Annotated in this window: 17 protein-coding genes; 5 read left to right on the top strand and 12 right to left on the bottom strand. The window is 60.7% G+C overall.

Annotated features, from left to right (window positions below; translation table 11 throughout):
• Positions 1-74: 74 nt before the first annotated feature.
• The 8 genes from BXA01_RS18850 to amaB form a co-directional block, all read right to left on the bottom strand.
• Positions 75-839, bottom strand: coding sequence for an SDR family oxidoreductase (locus BXA01_RS18850; protein WP_076565452.1), 765 nt, complete (start codon positions 837-839; stop codon positions 75-77).
• 745 nt (positions 840-1,584) lie between these two features.
• Complete coding sequence (locus BXA01_RS18845) at positions 1,585-2,301, bottom strand: ABC transporter ATP-binding protein (protein ID WP_076565449.1); 717 nt, start codon at positions 2,299-2,301, stop codon at positions 1,585-1,587.
• Positions 2,298-3,170, bottom strand: coding sequence for an ABC transporter ATP-binding protein (locus BXA01_RS18840; RefSeq protein WP_016771916.1), 873 nt, complete (start codon positions 3,168-3,170; stop codon positions 2,298-2,300). Before BXA01_RS18840 ends, BXA01_RS18845 begins: the two co-directional genes overlap by 4 nt.
• The gene (gene livM / locus BXA01_RS18835; RefSeq protein WP_076565446.1) at positions 3,167-4,468 is read right to left on the bottom strand and encodes a high-affinity branched-chain amino acid ABC transporter permease LivM; all 1,302 of its coding nucleotides are present in this window, start codon (positions 4,466-4,468) and stop codon (positions 3,167-3,169) included. Before livM ends, BXA01_RS18840 begins: the two co-directional genes overlap by 4 nt.
• Positions 4,469-4,471: 3 nt before the next feature.
• Entirely contained in the window at positions 4,472-5,386 is a 915-nt protein-coding gene (locus BXA01_RS18830; protein WP_041480712.1) for an ABC transporter permease subunit, read from the bottom strand.
• A gap of 241 nt (positions 5,387-5,627) precedes the next feature.
• Entirely contained in the window at positions 5,628-6,761 is a 1,134-nt protein-coding gene (locus BXA01_RS18825; protein WP_076565443.1) for an ABC transporter substrate-binding protein, read from the bottom strand.
• A 368-nt stretch (positions 6,762-7,129) separates the two neighbouring features.
• On the bottom strand, positions 7,130-8,413 hold the full coding sequence (gene amaA / locus BXA01_RS18820) for an L-pipecolate oxidase (RefSeq protein WP_076565441.1): 1,284 nt from the start codon (positions 8,411-8,413) through the stop codon (positions 7,130-7,132).
• 90 nt (positions 8,414-8,503) lie between these two features.
• Positions 8,504-9,994 (bottom strand): L-piperidine-6-carboxylate dehydrogenase, encoded by a 1,491-nt coding sequence (gene amaB / locus BXA01_RS18815; protein WP_076565438.1) that lies wholly within the window; start codon positions 9,992-9,994, stop codon positions 8,504-8,506.
• 164 nt (positions 9,995-10,158) lie between these two features.
• Between amaB and BXA01_RS18810 the strand changes: the two genes are divergently transcribed.
• From BXA01_RS18810 to nadE, 3 genes are all read left to right on the top strand, one after another.
• On the top strand, positions 10,159-11,058 hold the full coding sequence (locus tag BXA01_RS18810) for a LysR family transcriptional regulator (protein ID WP_071174249.1): 900 nt from the start codon (positions 10,159-10,161) through the stop codon (positions 11,056-11,058).
• A gap of 214 nt (positions 11,059-11,272) precedes the next feature.
• The gene (pncB, locus tag BXA01_RS18805) at positions 11,273-12,496 is read left to right on the top strand and encodes a nicotinate phosphoribosyltransferase (RefSeq protein ID WP_076565435.1); all 1,224 of its coding nucleotides are present in this window, start codon (positions 11,273-11,275) and stop codon (positions 12,494-12,496) included.
• A gap of 4 nt (positions 12,497-12,500) precedes the next feature.
• Entirely contained in the window at positions 12,501-13,328 is an 828-nt protein-coding gene (gene nadE, locus BXA01_RS18800) for an ammonia-dependent NAD(+) synthetase (protein ID WP_076565432.1), read from the top strand.
• Positions 13,329-13,452: 124 nt separating this feature from the next.
• On the opposite strand, the gene azu is transcribed toward nadE, so the two are convergent.
• Positions 13,453-13,896: an azurin gene (gene azu / locus BXA01_RS18795; RefSeq protein WP_076565430.1), complete on the bottom strand. Its 444-nt coding sequence runs from the start codon at positions 13,894-13,896 to the stop codon at positions 13,453-13,455.
• A 342-nt stretch (positions 13,897-14,238) separates the two neighbouring features.
• On the opposite strand from azu, the gene BXA01_RS18790 reads away from it, so the two are divergent.
• Both BXA01_RS18790 and BXA01_RS18785 read left to right on the top strand, forming a co-directional pair.
• Positions 14,239-14,826 carry a TIGR00730 family Rossman fold protein gene (locus BXA01_RS18790; protein WP_024011379.1) on the top strand — a complete coding sequence of 196 codons (588 nt, stop codon included), beginning with the start codon at positions 14,239-14,241 and terminating at the stop codon, positions 14,824-14,826.
• Positions 14,827-14,894: 68 nt separating this feature from the next.
• On the top strand, positions 14,895-15,083 hold the full coding sequence (locus tag BXA01_RS18785) for a hypothetical protein (RefSeq protein WP_016771927.1): 189 nt from the start codon (positions 14,895-14,897) through the stop codon (positions 15,081-15,083).
• Positions 15,084-15,291: 208 nt separating this feature from the next.
• On the opposite strand, the gene BXA01_RS18780 is transcribed toward BXA01_RS18785, so the two are convergent.
• The 3 genes from BXA01_RS18780 to BXA01_RS18770 form a co-directional block, all read right to left on the bottom strand.
• On the bottom strand, positions 15,292-16,182 hold the full coding sequence (locus tag BXA01_RS18780; protein WP_076565427.1) for a transglutaminase family protein: 891 nt from the start codon (positions 16,180-16,182) through the stop codon (positions 15,292-15,294).
• Positions 16,182-18,668, bottom strand: a complete 2,487-nt coding sequence (locus BXA01_RS18775) for a circularly permuted type 2 ATP-grasp protein (protein WP_076565424.1) — start codon at positions 18,666-18,668, stop codon at positions 16,182-16,184. Before BXA01_RS18775 ends, BXA01_RS18780 begins: the two co-directional genes overlap by 1 nt.
• A gap of 88 nt (positions 18,669-18,756) precedes the next feature.
• A complete protein-coding gene (locus BXA01_RS18770) occupies positions 18,757-22,032 on the bottom strand; it encodes a transglutaminase family protein (protein WP_076565421.1) in 3,276 nt (1,091 codons plus the stop codon).
• Positions 22,033-22,307 lie beyond the last annotated feature (275 nt).

Genomic DNA, 22,307 nt, shown 5'->3' with positions numbered 1-22,307 from the left:
AGTACCTCACAAGATTTGTGTTCACCGGTGATCCTGTGGGAGCTGGCTTGCCAGCGAATGGCCTCAACGCGGTATCAAGCCTTGTTACGCTCGATGGCAAACCCGGCCCAGGTCTGGCTCACCGGCATCAGTTCCAGGCTGTTGATGTTGATGTGCGCCGGGGTGTTCATCACCCAGAAAATAGTCTCGGCGATGTCCTGCGGCTGGATCGGCTCGGCGCCAGCGTAAGTGGCGTTGTAGCGTTCCTGGTCACCGGCAAAACGTACCAGCGAGAACTCGCTTTCGCACAGGCCGGGCTCGATATTGCTGACTCGCACGCCAGTGCCTTGCAAGTCGCAACGCAGGTTCAGCGAGAACTGTTTGACGAAGGCTTTGGTCGCGCCGTACACGTGGCTGCCCGGGTACGGATAGTTGCCGGCGATGGAACCGAGGTTGACGATACCGGCACCACGGCCGTGGGCGATCAGCCGAGGCAGCAGCAGGCGGGTGGCGTACATCAGGCCTTTGACGTTGGTGTCGACCATGGTGTCCCAGTCATCCAGATCGCATTTCGGCGCCGGGTCGACGCCGAGCGCCAGGCCGGCGTTGTTGATCAAGCCACGGAGTTTGGCGAACGACGGCGGCAGGTTGGCGATCGCCTCCTCCATCGCTTTGCGATTGCGCACATCGAGGACCAGACCATGCACTTCGGTCTGTTTCGACAGTTCAGCGCACAGGGCATTGAGGCGTTCTTCACGACGGCCGGTCAGGACCAGCTTCCAGCCAGCCTCGGCAAAACGACGGGCACAGGCTTCACCAAAACCGGACGTCGCGCCGGTGATAAACAGGGTGTCGGACATCGTGTTCTCCTTGCTTCGGCCGCCACGGCAGCCCTTGGAATAGAAAATCAGCAGGCAGCATGCCCGCCCTCGCGAATACGGGCAACACTTGCCAGCTGTACAAAAATCAACCAGTTTCGCCAAGACCTTAGCCTGCGTGGCCTGTAGCCATGTGCACGCATGTTATCCACAGTCTGCTCCACAGTTTCCGGGGGCAAGTGCAAACGTGCAAAGCCGCGCCACACAAGGCTTTGCGGGCGAAATGGAAAGTTTTTTGCTTGACCGTGATGCGGGGGATGTGCGGGACAGGGCATTTTGCACGACGGACGGTGTCACCGGGTGATTGCGCGAGGCCAGCAATTACGGCACTCCGCGAGGTCTTTCCAGAGTTTAGTCACAGACTTATCCACAGGCTTTTACACACAACAGTACCCGACCAGGATGCGCTATAAAAAGGTTGACAATGGCGCCTCACGCCTGCCTGAAATTGACTGATCAAAAAACAATCACAAGCCTGGAGGCCACGTTTTATAGGGCCTGCAACCATATACACCCACGTTATTCACAGCCAGCTCCACAGTAACCGGGGACAAGTCAAAACTGTGGAAAAACAGCCATTTGCAGCGTCTATATGTCGCGCTTTGGCAGCTTGGGGAATTTGTTTTCCACAATTTTGGGAATTAGCCAACTTACCTGTGGTGGATTCCAAAAAATAAAAAAGCCCCGGGACTCTCGTCGCCGGGGCTGTGTACAACCGCGAGAAGAATCAGTGCCCGCCAAGATAGGCGTTACGCACCTCCTCATTCACCAGCAGTTCTTTGCCGGTGCCGGTCAGGCGAATCTCGCCGTTGACCATCACATACGCCCGGTCCGACAGCTTCAGCGCATGGTTGGCGTTCTGCTCGACGAGGAAAATCGTCATCCCGGTTTTCGCCAGCTCGCGCAGCGTGGCGAAAATCTGCTTCACCACGATCGGTGCCAGACCCAGGCTCGGTTCATCGAGCAGCAACAGCTTCGGCCGGCTCATCAGCGCTCGGGCGATGGCGAGCATCTGCTGTTCACCGCCAGACATGGTCATCGCCCGCTGATTGCGTCGCTCTTCAAGCCGTGGAAACAGCTCGAACATGCGCTGCATGTCCTCTTTGGCGTACTTGTCGCCAATCGGGATGGTGCCCATCAGCAGGTTTTCCTCGACGGTCATGTCGGGGAAAACCCGCCGCCCTTCCGGTGACTGCGCGATGCCGTTGGAGGCGATGTAGTGCGAGGACTTGTGGGTAATGTCGACGCCCTGATAAAGAATCTGCCCGCCCGCCGCTCTGGGCTGGCCGAAGATCGACATCAGAAGGGTCGACTTGCCGGCGCCGTTGGAGCCGATCAGGCTGACGGTCTCGCCTTCGTTGATCTGCAATGAAACGCCCTTGAGCGCCTGGATGGGGCCGTAGAACACGTCCAGATTGCGTAGTTCGAGGATCGGTTGGCTCATACCAGCTCCTCTTCGTCAGCACCCAGGTAAGCCGCAATCACTTTTGGATCATTGCGGATCGCTTCCGGCCCGCCTTCGGCGATGACGATGCCGTGGTCGAGAACCACGATGTGATCGGAAATGCTCATGACCATGCCCATGTCGTGTTCGATCAGCACCACGGTCAGATCGTGCTCGTCACGCAGCAGCCGGATCATCGCGCTGAGCGCTTCGGTTTCCTGAGGGTTGAGGCCGGCGGCCGGTTCGTCGAGGCAGATGATCTGCGGGCGGGTGCACATGGCCCGAGCAATCTCCAGACGGCGTTGTTGGCCGTACGAGAGTTCACCGGCCAGACGGTTGGCGCAGTCGACCAGATCGACCACTTCCAGCCAGTAGAACGCGACATCCAACGCATCGCTCTCGGCCTTGCGATAGCCCTTGGTGTTGAGAATGCCGGCGAGCATGTTGCGGTTGACCCACATGTGCTGCGCCACCAGCAGGTTTTCCAGCACCGACATTTCCTTGAACAGGCGAATGTTCTGGAACGTCCGGGCGAGACCGGCACGGTTCACCAGATGAGTACCGCCGAACATTTTGTAGTACATGCGGCTGAGGAAGGATTTCGGCGAGACGAAATCGGTCGGTTTGAATGACTCGCCCAGCAACTGGATGACGTTCGTCTGCTGGCCACGCACATTGAGTTCGATCTTGCCGCCCGTGGCCTTGTAGAAACCGGTCAGGCAGTTGAACACCGTGGTCTTGCCAGCACCGTTGGGGCCGATCAGGGCGAAGATCGAATTGCGTTTGACCTTCAGGCTGACATCGCTCAAAGCCTTGATGCCACCGAAATGCATCATCAGTTTTTCAACAGAGAGTACGACTTCACTCATGGCGCAGTCCTCTCGTAGTGAATGGCACCTTTGCGTGGTTTGACCCCAGTGCGGCTGATGCGGATCAGCCCGCGTGGTCGCCAGATCATCATCAACACCATCAGGATGCCGAACAGCAGCACGCGGTATTCAGCGAAGCCACGCAGCAGTTCCGGGGCGACGGTGAGCACGAATGCGGCGATGACCACGCCGATGGTCGAGCCCATGCCGCCGAGCACGACGATGGCGAGGATCAGCGCCGATTCGAAGAAGGTGAACGAGGTCGGGTTGACGAAGCCTTGATAGGTGGCGAAGAACACCCCGGCCAGACCCGCCGTCGACGCACCGATGGTGAACGCCGAGAGCTTGACCAGTACGTGGTTCAGGCCCATCGAACGGCAGGCGATTTCATCTTCACGCAGGGCTTCCCAGGCGCGACCGACCGGCATCTTCACCAGCCGATGCTTGACGTACAACACCGCCAGCACCACCAGGAACAGCACCGCGTAGATGAAGTAATACTTCACGTCCGGGTTGTAGGTCAGGCCGAAGAACTCGTGAAACGGCACCCCGCCATCCTTCGCCCGCTTGCCGAACTCCAGACCGAAGAACGTCGGCAGTGGCGCCGGCATGCCGTTCGGGCCGCCAGTCAGCGACAGCCAGTTGTTCAGCACCAGACGAATGATTTCGCCGAAGCCCAGGGTCACGATCGCCAGATAGTCACCGTGCAGACGCAACACCGGGAAACCGAGAATGCAGCCAGCCAGGCCTGCAGTGATCGCCGCCAGCGGCAGCACGGTCCAGAAACCCAGACCCAGATATTGATAACCCAGTGCCAGACCGTAGGCGCCGATGGCGTAGAACGCCACGTAACCGAGATCGAGCAGCCCGGCCAGACCGACCACAATGTTCAGCCCCAGCCCCAGCAGCACGTAGATCAAACCGAGGATGACCACCCCCAGCAGATAGGAGTTGGAAACAAACGGCACGATGATCGCCAGCACGATAATCAGCGGGATGATCCAGCGCAGCCGTGATTTGTGGTCCGCCGGCAGCACGTGCACGCCGGAACCGCTGCTCTCGAACCCGTCGAGGATCTTCAGGCCCTTGGGCGTTTGCAGGAACAGGCTGAGGGCAAAGCGCCCGGCCATGACGATGGCAATGATCCACGCCACGCGGGTTGCTTCGAGGTTGAAGCTGTAGCCGTCGAGGACCACGCCGACAATCGGCCCGAACACGATCAGCGCGATCAGGCCGGCAAGAATCGCCTCGACCAGACTTTTTTTGATATCGATGGATTTTTCAGTGGTTGCAGACATCGCTTACACCTTCGACACAAGAGGACGGCCCAACAGGCCCTGCGGCCGGAAGACCAGTACGAGGACGAGCAGCGAGAAACTGAACACGTCTTTGTAGTCGGAGTTGACCAGACCGGAGAACAGCGACTCGGAGATGCCGAGGATGATCCCGCCGAGCATCGCGCCGGGCAGTGAACCGATGCCGCCCAGAACCGCTGCGGTGAACGCCTTGATGCCGATGATGAAGCCGGCATAGAAGTCGAACGTGCCGTAGTTCATGGTGATCAGCACACCGGCCAGTGCCGCCATGGCTGCACCGATGATGAACACGTAGGAAATCACCCGGTCGGTGTTGATCCCCAGGATCGAGGCCATCTTGCGGTCTTGCTGGGTCGCACGGCACATGCGGCCGAGCTTGGTGTATTTGATGATGTAGGTCAGCAGCCCCATGCCGACAAACGCGGCGATCAGGATGAAGACTTTGGTGTAGGTCAGTTGCACGAAGCCGGTGCCGACTTCAACACGCCAGGCACCGGTCAGCAGCGTAGGCACGCCCTGTTGTTTGGCGCCCTGAGCGATCTGTGCGTAGTTCTGCAGAATCAGCGAAATACCGATAGCGCTGATCAGCGGCGCCAGGCGGGTCGAGTTACGCAGGGGTTTGTAGGCAACACGCTCGATGACCCAGCCATACACCGCCGTGACGACGATGGTGAAGATCAGCGTGCCGAGCATCAGCAGCGGGAAGGATTCGATACCGAAGTAAGCCAGCAGAGCCAGACTGATTGCCGCCAGGTAAGCGGAAATCATGTAAACCTCGCCGTGGGCGAAGTTGATCATGCCGATGATGCCGTAGACCATTGTGTAGCCGATGGCGATCAGGCCATAGACCGACCCGAGGGTCAGGCCATTGACCAGTTGCTGCAGGAAAATACCATCCATAACGCAATCTCACGCAGTGAGAACCTGCGCGCCCATGACGCGCGGTTCTTCTAGGAAAAATACAGATGTACGTCGGAGCAATGTCGGAGCGTGATCAGCCCGATCGCCACTGAATCCTGTGGGAGCTGGCTTGCCAGCGATAGCGGTGGATCAGCCAACTCGTGTGTCGATTGACCTGACGCCATCGCGGGCAAGCCCGCTCCCACAGGGTTTCAAGTGAGCCGAGTGATCGCTTCAGCCCTTACTTCTGCTTTTCCAGCTGGTGGTATTTGCCGTCCTTGTCCCACTGGTAAACCACGTAGTCGGAGACTTTCAGGTCGCCTTTGGCGTCCCAGGTCTTCTCGCCCATCACGGTTTTCACCGGGTTGGCTTTCAGCCACTTGGCAGCGGCTTCGCCGTCGTTTTTCTTCGCACCGTTGAACGCTGCCGCCAGGGTCTGAACCGAGGCGTAGGCGTACAGGGTGTAGCCTTCAGGCTCGGTGCCGGCCTTGCGGAACGCGTCCACTACGGTCTTGCTTTCAGGCAACAGGCGCGGGTCGGCGCCGAAGGTCATCAGCACGCCGTCGGTGAATTGTGGGCCGCCAGCGGTGGTCACCAGCTCGTCGGTCACGATGCTGTCATCGGACATGAACTTGACGTCTTTCAGACCTTGTTCGCGCAGCTGGCGAACCAATGGACCGGCTTCCGGATGCAGGCCGCCGAAATAGACGACATCGGCGCCGGCGCCACGGATCTTGGTGACGATGGTGCTGAAGTCTTTCTCGCCACGGGTCAGGCCTTCGTACAGCACAGGCTTGACGCCGCGTTTTTCCAGCTGAGCCTTGGTGGCGTCCGCCAGGCCTTGGCCGTAGGTGTCCTTGTCGTGCAGCACAACGACTTTCTTGCCCTTGAGCATGTCGACGATGTAGTCGCCGGCAACGATGCCTTGCTGGTCGTCACGTCCGCACATACGGAACATGGCGCTGAGACCGCGTTCGGTAACTTGCGGGTTGGTCGAGCCCGGGGTGATCGCGATGATCCCGGCTTCGTCGTAGATTTCCGAGGCTGGAATGGTCGACGAGGAGCAGAAGTGACCGACCACGCCGGCGACTTTCTGGTTGGTGAGGTCCTTGGCGACCGTCACTGCCTGCTTCGGTTCGCAGGCGTCGTCGCCTTTGACCAGGACGATTTTTTCCCCGTTGACGCCACCCGCCGCGTTGACCGCATCGGCCGCCGCCTGTGCACCCTTCATGTACTGCTCGCCGAATGCCGCGTTGGCACCGGTCATAGGACCCGCTACACCGATCTTGATATCAGCTTGAGCAAACGCAGAAACACCCAACGCAGTAGCGACTGCGAGAGCCAGAAAGCCTTTCTTGTAAAACGTCTGGGACATGAGGTGGTGCTCCAAGGTTTTTTTTAGTTGGCACTGCGACTTCACTTCACTCAAAGCTCAGAGCAAGGCCCGTGCCATCGGTTTTTTATTCTTCAAAAAGTCGCTGCATTGTTGTTATTTCGACTGTTTCGGTCCCATTTTCATTGGGCGTGCAACCGTCTAAACCGCGGAAGGTGAAACCATTTGTTTTTTCAGGCGCAACCCGCACGCGCTATCATTGCAACCGCAGCGGCAAACGACGTGCAACCAGCCTGTAACAGCCCGCGTCACCGAACTGCACACTGCTGGTGCGGGACTGCTACAACCCGCACCATTACAGGCTAGTCGCTGGATGCAAAAGCGCCGCTTGCGGCAACAAATTTCAACACTCAAATGACGATGCGCAGGCACTGGCCCGCGTGATACAGGGAAAATCCGGCCTCGTACAGGCAACTGCGCAAGCCCACACCGGCCAGGGGCTGCATCGGTGCGAAGGGAATCGGCAGTGCCTGCGGATCGCCGTTGCACAGGTAATCGGCAAAGGCTTTGCCGACGACCGTACCGGTGGTGACGCCGCGACCGTTATAACCGGTGACGGCCACCAGCCCTGGCGCCGGTTCGAACAGGCGCATCAGGTGATCAGGAGTAAACGCAATGCGCCCGGTCCAGGTGCATTCCCACTCGACCGGCTTCAGATTGGGGAAGTAATGCTGCTGCACCCGATCGGCCCAGGCTTTGAGAAACCAGGTCGGTTTCTGATTGCCATTGCCGAGGCTGCCAAGCAACAGGCGCCCGTCCTTGTCTCGGCGGATGCTGCTCAACACCTGACGGGTGTCCCACGAGCCCTGCCCGCCGGGAAGAATTTCCTGCGCGGCGTCTTCGCTGAGCGGCACCGAGGCGACCTGATAGTAATAACCGGGAAAGAAATTGCGCTTGAGCTCGGTCCAGTCGCCTTCGGTATAGGCGTTAGAGGCGATGACCACTTGTTCAGCGAGCACCGAACCCTGGGCGGTTTGCACCGACCAGTTCTGCCCGATGCGCTCAAGGCGAGCCACTGGCGACTGATCGAACATCTGCCCGCCGAGCCCGCGCACGGCATTGGCCAGCCCGGTGACATAGGCCATCGGATTGAGCGTGCCGGCGCGGCGGTCCAGCAACGCGGCGGCGATTTTCTGCGTGCCGGTGGCTTGCTCGCAGGCCTTGCCGGTGAGCAGTTCGACCGGCGCGCCACGGCGCTTCCACTGCTGCTCGCGACTGCGCAGATCCGCCTCGCCCTTGGCGTTATGCGCCATGTGCAAAGTGCCTTCGCGGCGCAACTGGCAATCGATGTTGTATTTATCCACAAGGCTGAACACCAGCGCCGGCGCCGCACCGAGCATGCGGTTGAGCTGACTGCCGACCGCCTCGCCGAAACCGGCCTCGATCTCGTCCGGAGGAATCCACATGCCGGCGTTGACCAGCCCGACATTGCGCCCGGAGCCACCGTGCCCTGCGCGATGCGCTTCCAGCACGCAGACGCTTTTGCCTTTTTCCAACAGATGCAGCGCCGCTGACAACCCGGTGAACCCGGCGCCGATCACACAGACATCGACCTTGACCTCGCCACTGAGCGCGGCGTTATCCGGGCGTTGTGGCGTGAGCGTTTCCCACAGACATTCTTCGCGTAACGGCATTGCCAAGCTCCTGTCGGAGCAGCCGCAAGCCACAAGCTACAAGCTGCAAGCCGGTCTGCTTGACGCTTGTAGCTTGAAGCTTGTAGCTGCTTAATCGAATGTAATGCCCTGCGCCAACGGCAATTCCAGCGAGTAGTTGACGGTGTTGGTCTGCCGACGCATGTACGCGCGCCAGGCATCGGAGCCGGACTCACGGCCGCCGCCGGTTTCTTTCTCGCCACCAAACGCGCCGCCGATTTCCGCGCCGCTCGGGCCGATGTTGACGTTGGCGATGCCGCAGTCACTGCCGACCGCCGACATGAACCGCTCGGCCTCACGCACGTCGGTGGTGAAGATGCAAGATGACAGGCCTTGCGGCACGGCATTGTTCAGGCGCAGCGCTTCCTCGAAATCGCTGTAGCCCACCACGTAGAGAATCGGCGCGAAGGTTTCGCTGCAGACCACGTCGCTCTGCTCGGGCATTTCCACGATGGCCGGCGACACGTAATAAGCATTGGGGAACTGCTCTTCCAGTTGGCGCTTGCCACCGAACACCCGGCCGCCTTCGCTCAGCGCCTGTTCCAGTGCATCCTGCATGTTTTCGTAGCTGTGCTTGTCGATCAGCGGGCCGACCAGATTGCCTTCAAGCGGATGGCCGATGCGTACTTTCGAATAGGCAGCCTTGAGGCGAGTGACGATTTCTTCCTTGACCGATTCATGGGCGATCAGACGGCGTAAAGTCGTGCAGCGTTGCCCGGCGGTGCCGACGGCGCTGAACAGAATCGCGCGCACCGCCATGTCCAGATCGGCGCTCGGGCCGAGGATCATCGCGTTGTTGCCGCCCAGCTCAAGAATGCTGCGGGCGAAACGCGCGGCGACTTTCGGCGCCACTTCGCGGCCCATGCGTGTGCTGCCGGTGGCGCTGATCAGCGCGACACGCGGGTCATCGACCAGCGCTTCGCCGGCATCGCGTCCGCCGATCACAACCTGGCACAGGCTCGGTGGGGCATCACTGAAATTTTTCACTACGCGATCAAACAGCGCCTGACAGGCCAGCGCGGTCAGCGGGGTTTTCTCCGAAGGTTTCCACACCACCGGGTTGCCGCAGACCAGCGCCAGGGTGGTGTTCCACGCCCACACCGCGACCGGGAAGTTGAACGCGCTGATCACCCCGACCACGCCAAGCGGATGCCAGGTTTCACGCATATGGTGGCCCGGGCGCTCGGAGGCGATGGTCAGACCGTACAACTGGCGCGACAGGCCGACGGCGAAGTCGCAGATGTCGATCATCTCCTGCACTTCGCCCAGACCTTCCTGAGTGATCTTGCCAGCCTCCCACGACACCAGCTCGCCGAGGTCGGCCTTGTACTCGCGCAACACTTCGCCGAACTGGCGCACCAGTTCGCCGCGACGCGGCGCCGGCACCTTGCGCCAGTGCTCGAATGCATGATCTGCGCGACTGATGTGCTGCTCGACTTCGGCCGCGCCTTCCCAGTTCACCGAGGCAATTTCGCTGCCATCGATGGGCGAATGCACCGGCACTTTGCCGTTCTGGTACAGGGCCGGGTTGACTCCCAGACGATCAAGCAATGCGGCAACCATCGGTCTCTCCTCAAACAAAAACAGAATGTGTGCGGCCATCCTTTGCATGGCCGGGCAGGCCTTTAGTTGTAGCCTCACTGCGGCGATGCAACAAACGACCTTTACGCCAGATATCATTCCGTTTATTCATGCTGCCTAGCGAAAGACAAGAAAAAGGACTGGCCATGCTGAACAAACGCCACTTGCCCTCGATCACCGCGCTGCAATGCTTCGAGGCCGTGACCCGGCACCTGAGTTTTACCCGCGCCGCTGAAGAGCTGAACCTGACCCAGAGTGCGGTGAGCAAACAGGTCGCACAGCTTGAAGAGCTGTTGCAGCACTTGCTGTTCCGCCGCGTGCGTCGGCGCTTGCAGATGACGCCGGCCGGGGATTTGTATCTGGTCGAGGTCAGAAAAATCCTCAGCCAAGTGGAGATGTCGACGCATTACCTGCGTTCCTACGGCGGCGAGACCGAAGTCCTGCGTGTCTCCACCCCGTCAACCTTCGGCGCCCGTTGGCTGGTGCCGCGCCTGAAAGGCTGGCGCCTGCGCCATCCGTCGATTCATCTGGATCTGTGCAACGAGCAGGAGGCCGACGATCTGTTGCAGGGGCGCAGCGATCTGGCCTTCTATTTCGGCCAGGCTTCGCGTCCGGGCACCGAATGCCTGAAATTGTTCGGCGAACAACTGGTACCGGTCTGCGCCCCGGGCAGCCTGCCGGACACGCCATTCACTGACCCGACGCAACTCACCGACCTGGTGCTGCTGCAAAATGCCTCGCGACCGCAAGCCTGGCACGACTGGTTCGACAGTCAGGGCTACCACACCGAGCACAGCTACCACGGGCCGCGTTTCGAAACCTTTTACATGTGCATCCGCGCCGCCCAGGTCGGTTGTGGCGTGGCGCTGCTGCCACGGTTTCTGGTGGAAGAGGAATTGGCCGAAGGCAAACTGGTCATACCCTGGCAGCATGCGATGCCCAGCAGCGATGCCTATTACCTGGCCTACCCGGAGCACGCGGCGGAAGTGCCGAAGGTGCGGGATTTCGTGAAGTGGATGCTTGAACAAATCGATAGCCCGGTGTGAGGTCAACCGGGATCCCTGTGGGAGCGAGCCTGCTCGCGAAAGCGTCGGGTCAGCCACATCATCTTTAACTGACACACCGCATTCGCGAGCAGGCTCGCTCCCACAGTGGATCTGCGGCGCTCTGAAAAAATGCTGGCAATCCCCACCGCCGATATGCGCCACTAGCGCCATCGATATAGACCGCGCCAGGCGCGGCGCAACTGGAGACCCGTTTATGAGCGAGAGTGTGTTTGCCGATCGCATCGTGCAGAACCTGCTCGACACCGACTTCTACAAGCTGACGATGATGCAGGCGGTGCTGCACAACTACCCCAACGTCGAAGTCGAATGGGAGTTCCGCTGCCGCAATGCCGAGGATCTGCGTCCCTATCTGGCCGAAATCCGCCATCAGATCGAACGTCTGGCCGAGCTGAGCCTGAGTGCCGATCAGTTGAGTTTTCTCGAGCGCATCACCTTCCTGAAACCGGATTTTCTGCGCTTCCTCGGCCTGTTTCGCTTCAATCTGCGCTACCTGCACACCGGCATCGAAAACGGCGAGTTGTTCATCCGCCTGCGCGGACCCTGGCTGCACGTAATCCTTTACGAAGTGCCGTTGCTGGCGATCGTCAGTGAAGTGCGCAATCGCTATCGCTACCGGGAGACTTCGCTGGAGCAGGCACGCGAACAGCTGTATCGCAAGTTCGACTGGCTGACCGCCAATGCTTCGGCCGATGAGCTGTCGCAATTGCAGGTTGCCGATTTCGGCACGCGCCGGCGCTTTTCCTTTGGCGTGCAGGCCGAAGTGGTCAACGTGCTCAAGCACGACTTCCCGGGTCGTTTCGTCGGTACCAGCAACGTGCATCTGTCCCGCGAACTGGACATGAAACCGCTGGGCACCATGGCCCATGAGTGGATCATGGCCCATCAGCAACTCGGCCCGCGTCTGATCGACAGCCAGATCGCCGCGCTCGACTGCTGGGTGCGCGAGTACCGTGGCCTGCTCGGCATTGCCCTCACCGATTGCATCACCACCGATGCGTTTCTTGGCGATTTCGATCTGTTCTTCGCCAAGCTCTTCGACGGTCTGCGCCATGACTCCGGGGACCCGGTGGCGTGGGGCGAAAAGTGCATCGCGCACTACCACAAGCTCGGCATCGACCCGATGAGTAAGACCCTGGTGTTCTCCGACAGTCTGACCCTGCCGAAATCGTTGGAGATTTTCCGCGCGCTGCACGGTCGCATCAATGTGAGCTTTGGCATCGGTACCAACCTCACCTGCGATATCCCGGGTGTCGAACCGATGAGCATCGTGCTTAAAATGACCGCCTGCAACGGCCAGCCGGTGGCGAAGATCTCCGACGAGCCTGGCAAGACCCACTGCAAAGATCCGAATTTCGTCGCCTATTTGCGACATGTGTTCAAGGTTCCTGCCGAATCCAGTCTATCTAGCAAGGAGTGAATTCATGCAAGCCGTACAGCGTGAGATTGCTGAGCAGCTCAAGGTGCAACCACCGTTCGCCGACGATCAGGCCCTGCAGGCCGAAGTCGCCCGGCGCCTGACGTTCATTCAGGATTGTCTGGTCAATTCCGGGCTCAAGACCCTGGTGTTGGGCATCAGCGGCGGCGTCGATTCACTGACCGCCGGCCTGCTGGCCCAGCGCGCGGTACGTGAACTGCGCGAAAAAACCGGTGACGACCGCTACAAATTCATCGCCGTGCGCCTGCCCTACGAAACCCAGTTCGACGAGCACGACGCCAAGGCCTCGCTCGACTGCATCGCCCCTGACGAAATCCACACCGTGAACATCGGTCCGGCGGTCAAGGCGCTGGCAGCTCAGGTGTCGGCGTTCGAAGGCAAACCGGCTGCGTCGGTGGATTTCGTGCTGGGCAATACCAAGGCGCGGATGCGCATGGTGGCGCAGTACACGATTGCCGGGGTGGCAAGCGGTCTGGTGATTGGCACCGACCATGCGGCAGAAGCGGTGATGGGTTTCTTCACCAAATTCGGCGATGGCGCCTGCGACCTCGCCCCGCTCAGTGGCCTGGTGAAAAATCAGGTGCGTGCGATTGCCCGCAGCTTTGGTGCGCCGGAATCGCTGGTCGAGAAAGTGCCGACGGCAGACCTGGAAGACTTGTCGCCGGGCAAGCCGGACGAAGCGGCGCACGGCGTGACCTATGCCGAGATCGATGCGTTCCTGCACGGTGAAACGGTGCGGGACGAGGCGGCGAAGATCATTGTCGATACGTACAACAAGACTCATCACAAGCGGGTCATGCCGTTTGCGCCTTGATTTTTCAAAGGCATGAAAAAGCCCGCTGAGGAGTGATCCTCAGCGGGCTTTTTCTTTGGCCATCAGTCTTTCGGTGAAGCAGATGGCCTCTTCGCGAGCAGGCTCGCTCCCACATTGGCCCTGATTACTTGACGACGATAGTGCCTTTCATCATCGAGATGTGCCCAGGGAACGAGCAGAAGAAGCCGTAGCCACCGTCAGCCACCTTGGCAACGTCAAAGGTTACCGAATCGGTTTCCTTGGCGCCGATGATCTTGGTGTGGGCGATGATGCGGGCGTCGCCGTCCTTCAGGTAGTTCTTGTCGATACCGGCCGCCAGGCCGTCGGTAGCGATCGGCTGCATGTCAGCTTCTTTGCTGATCACCAGGTTATGGCCCATGACGTTCTTCGGCAGGCTGCCGGAGTGGGTCAGTTCGACGGTGAAGGTCTTGCAGCTCTTGTCGATCACGATTTCCTTGGTGTTGAAGGTCATCTGATCGGTGGAATCAACGGTGGTTTTGCACTCGGCAGCCATCAATTGGCTGCTGGCCAGCGCCAGCAGGGATACCGCAACAACTTTGGAAAACATGGTGAATCTCCAAGGCAGGGTTAACAAAAACACTAGTGGTGGAAAGACTGCCTGAAATCATCGCAAGTTCATATGACTTGAGTCAAAAATTGTATACAACTTTCAGGCTATGACACTCATCGACACAATCTAACGGCCATTTTGTACGGCCAACCCTATGATCGGCCCACCTACTGAAACGGAGTGCCAGTCATGTTCTTTAACGGTCTGTTGTGCAGCTTGCTCGCCGCCTACGCCTGTGGCGCCAGCGGTACTTTTGAATCACCCGAACGCGAAGTCTAGTCCTTGGAGCGCAGCGTGCCAGCCGTTACCCTGTGCGACTGATCGACTCAGGAGTAACGCATGTCGCTGAAATCCGTTTGTGTGTTTTGCGGTGCCAACGCCGGTACCGTGCCGGCCTACACTGAAGCTGCCGTGGCCCTTGGCCGGGCATTGGCCGAGCGAAATCTGACGCTGGTCTACGGCGGCGGCGCGGTCGGCTTGATGGGCATTGTGGCTGATGCCGCGCTGGCCGCTGGCGGCGAAGTGATCGGCATCATTCCGCAAAGCCTGATGGACAAGGAGATCGGCCACAAAAGCCTGACGCGCCTGGAAGTGGTCGACGGCATGCATGCGCGCAAGGCGCGGATGGCCGAACTCAGCGATGCATTCATCGCCCTGCCCGGCGGCCTTGGCACGCTGGAAGAGCTGTTCGAAGTCTGGACCTGGGGCCAGCTCGGCTATCACGGCAAGCCTTTGGGGCTGCTGGAAGTGAACGGTTTCTACAGCAAACTCACGGCTTTTCTCGATCATATCGTCGGCGAAGGCTTCGTTCGCGCGCCACACCGTGACATGCTGCAAGTGAGCGAATCGCCAGATTCCCTGCTCGACGCCCTCGATCAGTGGCAGCCGACCGTCACGCCCAAGTGGGTCGACCAAAAACCCGGTTAACCCCCGGACACCGATACAGGGCAGAATACGCGCCGCTCAACCTCACCTTCGACCCCAGAGGATCGCCCATGGCCAAACCCAATTACTCCTTCGCCAAACGTCAACGAGACCTGGCAAAGGAACAGAAGAAAGAGGAAAAGCTTCAGCGCAAGAAGCAAACCGCTGAAGAAGCGGCACTGAACCCTGACGGTGAAGTGGCGACCGATGATGATGTTGATGCATCCGATGCACCGAAAGATCAGACGCCCGACGCCTGAGCCCCACCGGGTTTGATGATCGAATCAGACCCTGCGGATTTGTGACGGGGCTGGCGGTTTTGCTGCCGGCCCTCACAGCCCTGCTTTCTCTGACACACCAAAATCCCTGTGGGAGCGAGCCTGCTCGCGAAAGCGGTGTATCTGTTACAAATCTATTGGCTGACCTGACGCTTTCGCGAGCAGGCTCGCTCCCACATTTGAAGACTCATCAATTCTGAGGCATCACCGTAACCCGCACTTCCGGGTCGTGATTACCGCCACCGAGAATCACCCCACGCAGCGGCGACACATCGGAGAAATCCCTTCCCCACGCCAGCGTGATGTGTTCCAGCGCCGGCTGCACATTATTGGTCGGATCGAAATCCACCCAGCCCGATACCGGACAGAACACCGATACCCACGCATGCGAGGCGTCGGCGCCGATCAGGCGTGGCTGCCCCGGCGGCGGCTGGGTCAGCAGGTAGCCGCTGACATAACGCGCCGCCAGACCGCGCGAGCGCACACAGGCCAGCATCAGATGAGCGAAGTCCTGACACACGCCGCGTCGACGCTCCAGCACTTCCACCAGCGGCGTCGCCACCTGGGTGGCTTCGGCATCGAAGGTGAATTCGCTGAAGATTTTCTGCATCAGCGCCTGCACCCCGAGCAGCAACGGTCGCCCTGGCGGAAAACAGCTTTGCGAGAACTCGACGAAGCTGCGCTTCAGATGCACATAAGGTGACTGGAACCGGTAGCGACAGGCTTCGAGCAAGTCGGCGGACAACGGCTGACTGCGGTAGGTCAGCGCATCGCGGGTCTGCTCCCACGCTGGCGACTGGTTGAAATCCAGCGCCGGCCGCGCCAGCACCTCGACCGTCAGCCGGGCGTTGACCTGCAATTGGTCATGGGGCCGTTCAAATGCCAACCGCGTCAACGGATTGCCGAATACGTCCAGTTCATCACGGCGCATGGTCGGCTCGGGACTGATCAACAGTTGCTGCTCGGTGCAGCGCTGCCAGCTGCATTCGCGCGGCCACAGGTGCGCCAGTTGCTGTGCGAGCGAAACCGGGCTGTCGTAGTGATAACAGGTGTCGTGGAAGATCTGATATTGAGCGCTCATCACACGGACACCGTTCGCTGGCTGACATCATCGACATGGGCGAAATGGCGCAGCGCCAGACGATCCGATACCTGGCCACTGGCTTCGGCGATTTCCTGCAACAGATCGGCCAGACCATCCAGCGCGGCACGTACGCTGGATTTGCCGAACAAAGGATTTTCCAGGCAACCGAGATCAAACCGCGACAGGCGCTCGACCAGTTGCGGCAGCGCGGTTTCCCGAGGCGCGGCGAAATCGTCGTTCAGGCGTTTCAGCGTGCGGGTGACCAGTTTCAGCTGAAACAGCACCGCGTGGGGGTTCTGCTCATCCAGCAGCAGCAAATCCAGCACCGGAATCAGTTGCGCCACCGCCAGATAGCGCGAGCGATAGGTGATGCTGCTGTTACCCAACTCCAGCAACCACTCCAGCCCGGCCTGATCAAAAGCACCCGCACCGCGCAGAAATGCGGCGAGGCTGCTGCTGAGAAATTGCAGGCGTTCGATGCGCCGGCCAATCATCAGAAAACGCCAGCCTTCATCGCGGGTCATGTCATCCAGGGCAAACCCCGACAGCGCCGCCAGCGACATCACCAGACGGTTGAGGAAATCCAGCAGTTCGCCGAAGTCCGGTTCATCGACTTCCAGCTCCAGCGCCTCGCGCTGCAATTCGACCAGCGCCTGCCAGTTCTCCCGGGACAGCTTGCCGCGCACTTGCGACGCAGCCCACTGCAAGCGCTGCAAGTTGGAACGCAGGCTGAACGACCAGTCCTCGCCCAGCAGCGCAGCGAGCAGGCGCTCCGGCAGTTCGCCTTCATCCGGTAACAGCGCCAGCCGCTCGCCGAGATCGACCGCCGCCTGCAACGCCTGCGGGTCATCGCCATCGACGTAACGCGTGAGCATGATGCGCAACAGCCGCGCGCTGTCGTCACAGCGCTCGCAATAGCGGCCGAACCAGAACAGATTCTCCACCACCCGCGATGGCAGGTAAGGATCGCGCCGCACCAGATCGTGCACGCCGACATTGCGCTGCGCCTTCCATTGCTCGCCACTTGGCGCACGATCGCTGAGCACCCAGGTGTCCTTGCTCGCCCCGCCGCGCTGCATCGACACCACTTCGGCATCGGCATCGGCCGCCACTCGGGTCAGACCACCCGGCAACACGCGGTAGCCATCGTGGCTGGCCACCGCATACATGCGCATGCCGATCGCGCGGGGTTGCAGATGACCGTCCTCGGCTTGCCAGACCGGCGCCTGCGAGAGTTGCGCGAGTTCTTGCGCGACGTAGGCATAAGGCCGTGCCTGCATACGCTGCGCCAGCTCGAGGCGCTGACTTTCATTCAAGTCACGGCCGAAAACAGGCGCGAAACTCTGCGACGGGAACGCCGGTTTGATCAGCAGCTCCGGAAGTTTTTCCAACGCCTGCGCCAGCACCGGCGCCTCACCGCACCACCAGGTGGCGATCGACGGCAGGATCAGTTCTTCGCCGAACAGGAACTGGTTGATCTTCGGCAAAAACCCCAGCAGCCCCGGCGATTCCAGCACGCCGCTGCCGAGCGCATTGGCCACCAGCACCCGCCCCTGACGCACCGCCTCAAGCAGACCGGGGACGCCAAGCGCCGAGTCGGTACGCAGTTCCAGCGGGTCGCAGAAATCATCGTCGAGGCGGCGCATGATCGCGTGCACCCGGCGCAGGCCACTGAGGGTTTTCAGGTAAACGGTGGCATTGCGCACCGTCAGATCGCCGCCCTCGACCAGCGGATAGCCGAGCTGGCGCGCCAGATACAGATGTTCGAAATAACTTTCATTGAACCGCCCCGGTGTCAGCAGCACCACCAGCGGTGCGTCATCGCCCTCCGGTGCCTGACGGGCCAAAGTTTCCTGCAAGGTGCGGAAGAAACCGGCCAGATGCTGGACCTTAAGATCCCGGTACAAATCGGGAAAGGCGCGGGAGACGATGGTGCGGTTTTCCAGCGCATAGCCGGCCCCGGACGGCGCCTGGGTGCGATCGGCAGTGACCCACCAGCGACCATCCGGTGTGCGCGCCAGATCCACGGCATACAAATGCAAAAAGGCTGACTCGGGCGGGGCAATGCCCTGACAGGGCCAGAGAAAATTGTTGTGCCCGAATACCAGCTCGGCGGGTAGCAGGCCCTCGCTGATCAACCGCTGCGGACCGTACAGATCCGCCAGCACTGCGTTGAGCAAGCGCGCACGCTGAGCGATGCCTGCGGACAATTGCTGCCATTCATCTGCCGCGATCACATGGGGCAGCAGATCCAGCTCCCACGGCCGGTCAGCGCCCTTGGGATCGGCATAGACGTTGTAGGTGACGCCGTTTTCCTGAATCTGCCGCGCCAGCAAGGCTTGGCGCTGCACCAGTTGCGCTGGACTGCTGCGCTGCAACTGATCGAACAGGCGCTGCCAATGCGAGCGCACCGCGCCGCTGCCGTCGAGCAGTTCGTGATAAGTGCCCGCGGTCAGCGGGTAGCGGTCTAGCAGGTCAGGCATGGAAAGCTCGGCAGACAGCAGGGAACGGTCAGACTAACGCAGGCACATGACACGCGGATATACGAAAAATCCGCGTGTTGCGTAGGCTCTAGAAACGGCGCAGATCGATGGTCATCGGTAGCTCGTCATTGATTTCTACTTTGGGTACGGGAAGTTTCCCCGGCGTGTGTCCGAGGCGGAAAAACCGCGCCATGCGCCGGCTCTCCGCTTCATTGGCATTGACCGGCAAGGTTTCGTAATTGCGCCCGCCGGGATGGGCCACGTGATACTGGCAACCGCCCAGCGAACGCCCCATCCAGGTATCGAGCAGGTCGAATACCAATGGTGCGTGCACCGCTATGGTCGGATGCAGACAGTTGGCTGGTTGCCAGGCCCGAAAGCGCACCCCGGCGACAAACTCACCCACCCGCCCGGTCGAGTGCAACGGTACCGCGACGCCATTGCAAGTCAGCAGATAGCGCTGTGGCGGCAGGCCGTTGAGCTTGACCTGCAAGCGCTCCAGCGAAGAATCGACGTAGCGCACCGTGCCGCCCGCCGAGCCCTCCTCGCCCAGCACATGCCAGGGCTCGAGCGCCTGACGCAGCTCCAGCTCGATGCCATTGACGGCGTAGTCGCCGACCTTGGGAAAACGAAATTCCAGATGCGCCGCGAACCACTCCGCGCGCAACGGGTAGCCGGCGTTGTTGAGTTCGACGATAACGTCGGCGAAATCCTGCTCGATAAAGTGCGGCAGCAGAAAGCGGTCGTGCAGCTCGGTGCCCCAGCGCGCCAGTTTCGCCGGCGCATAAGGCTCGCGCCAGAACCGCGCGACCAGCGCCCGCAGCAACAACTGCTGAGCCAGACTCATGCGCGCATGGGGCGGCATTTCAAAAGCGCGCAATTCCAGCAAGCCGAGACGCCCGGTGGCGCCGTCCGGTGAATACAGTTTGTCGATGCAGAATTCGGCGCGATGGGTATTGCCGGTGACGTCGATCAGCAGATTGCGCAGCAGTCGATCGACCAGCCACGGTGCACATTCCTCGCCCGGTTCCGGCATTTGCGCAAAGGCGATTTCCAGTTCGTACAAGGCGTCATTGCGCGCCTCATCAACACGTGGAGCCTGGGAAGTCGGGCCAATGAACAGCCCGGAAAACAGGTACGACAGCGAAGGATGGTTGTGCCAGTAACTGATCAGACTGCGCAACAGATCCGGCCGCCGCAGAAACGGTGAGTCCGCCGGTGTCGCGCCGCCAAGGACGAAATGGTTGCCGCCGCCGGTGCCGGTGTGGCGCCCGTCGATCATGAACTTCTCGGTGGTCAGGCGGGTTTGCCGCGCCTGGTCGTAAAGGAACTCGGTGCGCTCGACCAATTCGTCCCAAGTCGCCGATGGCTGCACGTTGACCTCGATCACACCCGGGTCCGGAGTGACACGGAAATTGCTCAGGCGCGGATCACTTGGTGGTTCATAGCCTTCCAGCAGCACCGGGCAGTGCAGTTCTTCAGCGGTGGCCTCAATGGCCGAGACCAGTTCCAGATAATCCTCGACCCGCTCCAGCGGCGGCATGAACAAATACAGCCGCCCTTCGCGGGCTTCGGCGCAGAATGCGGTGCGGGTCAGCCAGTCGGCGGACTCATCGATTTTCGGCACCCGCTCATCCAGCGCAGCAGGTTCGCCGTGCACACCGAGCTGCGCCGGATCCGGCAGTTCAGCGAAGTCCTGATTCGGATCGTTGGGATGGATGAACGGATATTCCGCCGCTTTCACCCACGGCTGCGAGGCCAGCGGCAAGCGGTAACCCAGCGGCGAATCCCCGGGCACCAGGCGACAGTGCTCATCGCGCAGATACCAACGCCCGCTCTGCCATTGATCGCCCTTGGCCGTGCGCGCCAGCGGCAGCACCTGGCCGATCACCTTGTTCAGGCCCTGACTGAAGACCTTGCGCAACCGCGCACGCTCCAATGGCTCTTCCAGACGCGAATCTTCGGCGCTGACGTTGCCGGGCAACGCGCCCTCGCGCCAGAGGTAATAGAGATGATCCTCGTAAGCCGGGAAGACGAAGCGCGCAGGCAACTTCAGACGCTCGGCGACGCTGGCGAGAAAGCGTCCGGCCAGTTCGCCGTCGGCGCCATAGTCCTGCTGTTCGTCGGCGATCAATGCGTCGTTGTGCCAGATCGGCTGACCGTCGCGGCGCCAGTAACAATTGAGCGACCAGCGCGGCAGCTGCTCGCCGGGATACCACTTGCCCTGACCGAAATGCACCAGCCCCTGCGGTGCATATTGCTTGCGCATGCGTTGAAACAGTTCGGCGGACAGCCGACGCTTGTCCGGCCCCAGCGCGGCAGTGTTCCATTCGGCGCCGTCCGGGTCGTCAATGGAGACGAAGGTCGGCTCGCCGCCCATGGTCAGGCGCACATCGCCTTCGAGCAGGTCGGCATCGATCTGCCGGCCCAGTGCCTGGATCGCCCGCCACTGTTCATCGCTGTAGGGCTTGGTGACACGTGGCGCTTCCCAGATTCGCTCGACCGACATTTCGTGGCTGAACTGTGTCTCGCAAGGTTCGACCAGACCACTGATCGGCGCCGCCGAGGACGGATCGGGACTGCACGCCAACGGAATATGCCCTTCCCCGGCGAACAACCCGGACGTGGCATCAAGGCCGATCCAGCCGGCCCCCGGCAGATACACCTCGCACCAGGCGTGCAGGTCGGTGAAGTCGACGTCGGTGCCCGACGGGCCGTCGAGGCTTTTCACGTCGGCGGTCAGTTGAATCAGGTAGCCGGAAACAAACCGCGCCGCCAGACCGAGATTACGCAACAGCTGCACCAGCAACCATGCCGAATCACGGCAAGAACCGGAGGCGTGTTGCAGTGTGTGCTCCGGAGTCTGCACGCCGGGCTCCATGCGGATCAGGTAGCCGATGTCTTCGCTGAGGCGCTGGTTGAGCGCCACCAGAAAATCCACCGCAGGCAGCGGCGTGCGGTCGATGCTGTCCAGGTAAGCCTTGAACGTTGGCGTCAGCGGCAGGGTTTCGAGGTACGGCGCCAGCTCCTTGCGTTCATCGGCGGCGTAGCTGAACGGAATTCTCTCGGCGTACGGTTCGAGGAAGAAGTCGAACGGATTGAACACCGCCATTTCCGCGACCAGATCGACTTCGATGCGCAGCTCTGCGGTTTTTTCCGGGAACACCAGACGTGCCAGGTAATTGCCCTGGGGGTCTTGCTGCCAGTTGATGAAATGCTGCTCGGGCGAGACTTTCAGCGCATAGGACAGAATCCGCGTGCGGCTGTGGGGCGCCGGGCGCAGGCGGACGATCTGCGGGCCGAGTTCGACAGCGCGGTCGTAGCGATAATGCGTGACGTGATGCAATGCGACATGAATCGACACGGCGTGCCTCCTGCGAGCCTTGGGCGTATGGGAAAGCGCGCAAGACTTATGCCATGCACAGGCTTGCGCGCTTTCGCGAAATGCTCAAGGCAGTACAGCACCAAAACCGGGCGATGCGAGGAAATGGTTTGGCTCAGTTGCACGCAAATGTTGCGGACGCTGATTCTTGCTGTGTTTGATCGGATGCTTTCGCGAGCAGGCTCGCTCCCACATTTGGAATGCGTTCCCCCTGTGGAAGCGAGCCTGCTCGCGAAGAGGCCAGCGGCAGCAACTTG

Source organism: Pseudomonas sp. B10 (assembly GCF_900156235.1).
Classification (GTDB): domain Bacteria; phylum Pseudomonadota; class Gammaproteobacteria; order Pseudomonadales; family Pseudomonadaceae; genus Aquipseudomonas; species Aquipseudomonas siliginis.
The sequence above is the reverse complement of the archived record's forward strand: the minus strand, read 5'-3'. Positions and strand labels throughout refer to the sequence as shown.

Bases quoted from the DNA above. Each gene is read 5' to 3' on its own strand.
- BXA01_RS18785 (WP_016771927.1), top strand. From the start codon at position 14,895: ATGGCCAAACCCAATTACTCCTTCGCCAAACGTCAACGAGACCTGGCA.
- livM (WP_076565446.1), bottom strand. From the start codon at position 4,468: ATGTCTGCAACCACTGAAAAATCCATCGATATCAAAAAAAGTCTGGTC.
- BXA01_RS18790 (WP_024011379.1), top strand. From the start codon at position 14,239: ATGTCGCTGAAATCCGTTTGTGTGTTTTGCGGTGCCAACGCCGGTACC.
- BXA01_RS18830 (WP_041480712.1), bottom strand. From the start codon at position 5,386: ATGGATGGTATTTTCCTGCAGCAACTGGTCAATGGCCTGACCCTCGGG.
- BXA01_RS18775 (WP_076565424.1), bottom strand. From the start codon at position 18,668: ATGCCTGACCTGCTAGACCGCTACCCGCTGACCGCGGGCACTTATCAC.
- BXA01_RS18825 (WP_076565443.1), bottom strand. From the start codon at position 6,761: ATGTCCCAGACGTTTTACAAGAAAGGCTTTCTGGCTCTCGCAGTCGCT.
- BXA01_RS18810 (WP_071174249.1), top strand. From the start codon at position 10,159: ATGCTGAACAAACGCCACTTGCCCTCGATCACCGCGCTGCAATGCTTC.
- BXA01_RS18850 (WP_076565452.1), bottom strand. From the start codon at position 839: ATGTCCGACACCCTGTTTATCACCGGCGCGACGTCCGGTTTTGGTGAA.
- BXA01_RS18780 (WP_076565427.1), bottom strand. From the start codon at position 16,182: ATGAGCGCTCAATATCAGATCTTCCACGACACCTGTTATCACTACGAC.
- azu (WP_076565430.1), bottom strand. From the start codon at position 13,896: ATGTTTTCCAAAGTTGTTGCGGTATCCCTGCTGGCGCTGGCCAGCAGC.
- BXA01_RS18845 (WP_076565449.1), bottom strand. From the start codon at position 2,301: ATGAGCCAACCGATCCTCGAACTACGCAATCTGGACGTGTTCTACGGC.
- BXA01_RS18840 (WP_016771916.1), bottom strand. From the start codon at position 3,170: ATGAGTGAAGTCGTACTCTCTGTTGAAAAACTGATGATGCATTTCGGT.
- amaB (WP_076565438.1), bottom strand. From the start codon at position 9,994: ATGGTTGCCGCATTGCTTGATCGTCTGGGAGTCAACCCGGCCCTGTAC.
- nadE (WP_076565432.1), top strand. From the start codon at position 12,501: ATGCAAGCCGTACAGCGTGAGATTGCTGAGCAGCTCAAGGTGCAACCA.
- amaA (WP_076565441.1), bottom strand. From the start codon at position 8,413: ATGCCGTTACGCGAAGAATGTCTGTGGGAAACGCTCACGCCACAACGC.
- pncB (WP_076565435.1), top strand. From the start codon at position 11,273: ATGAGCGAGAGTGTGTTTGCCGATCGCATCGTGCAGAACCTGCTCGAC.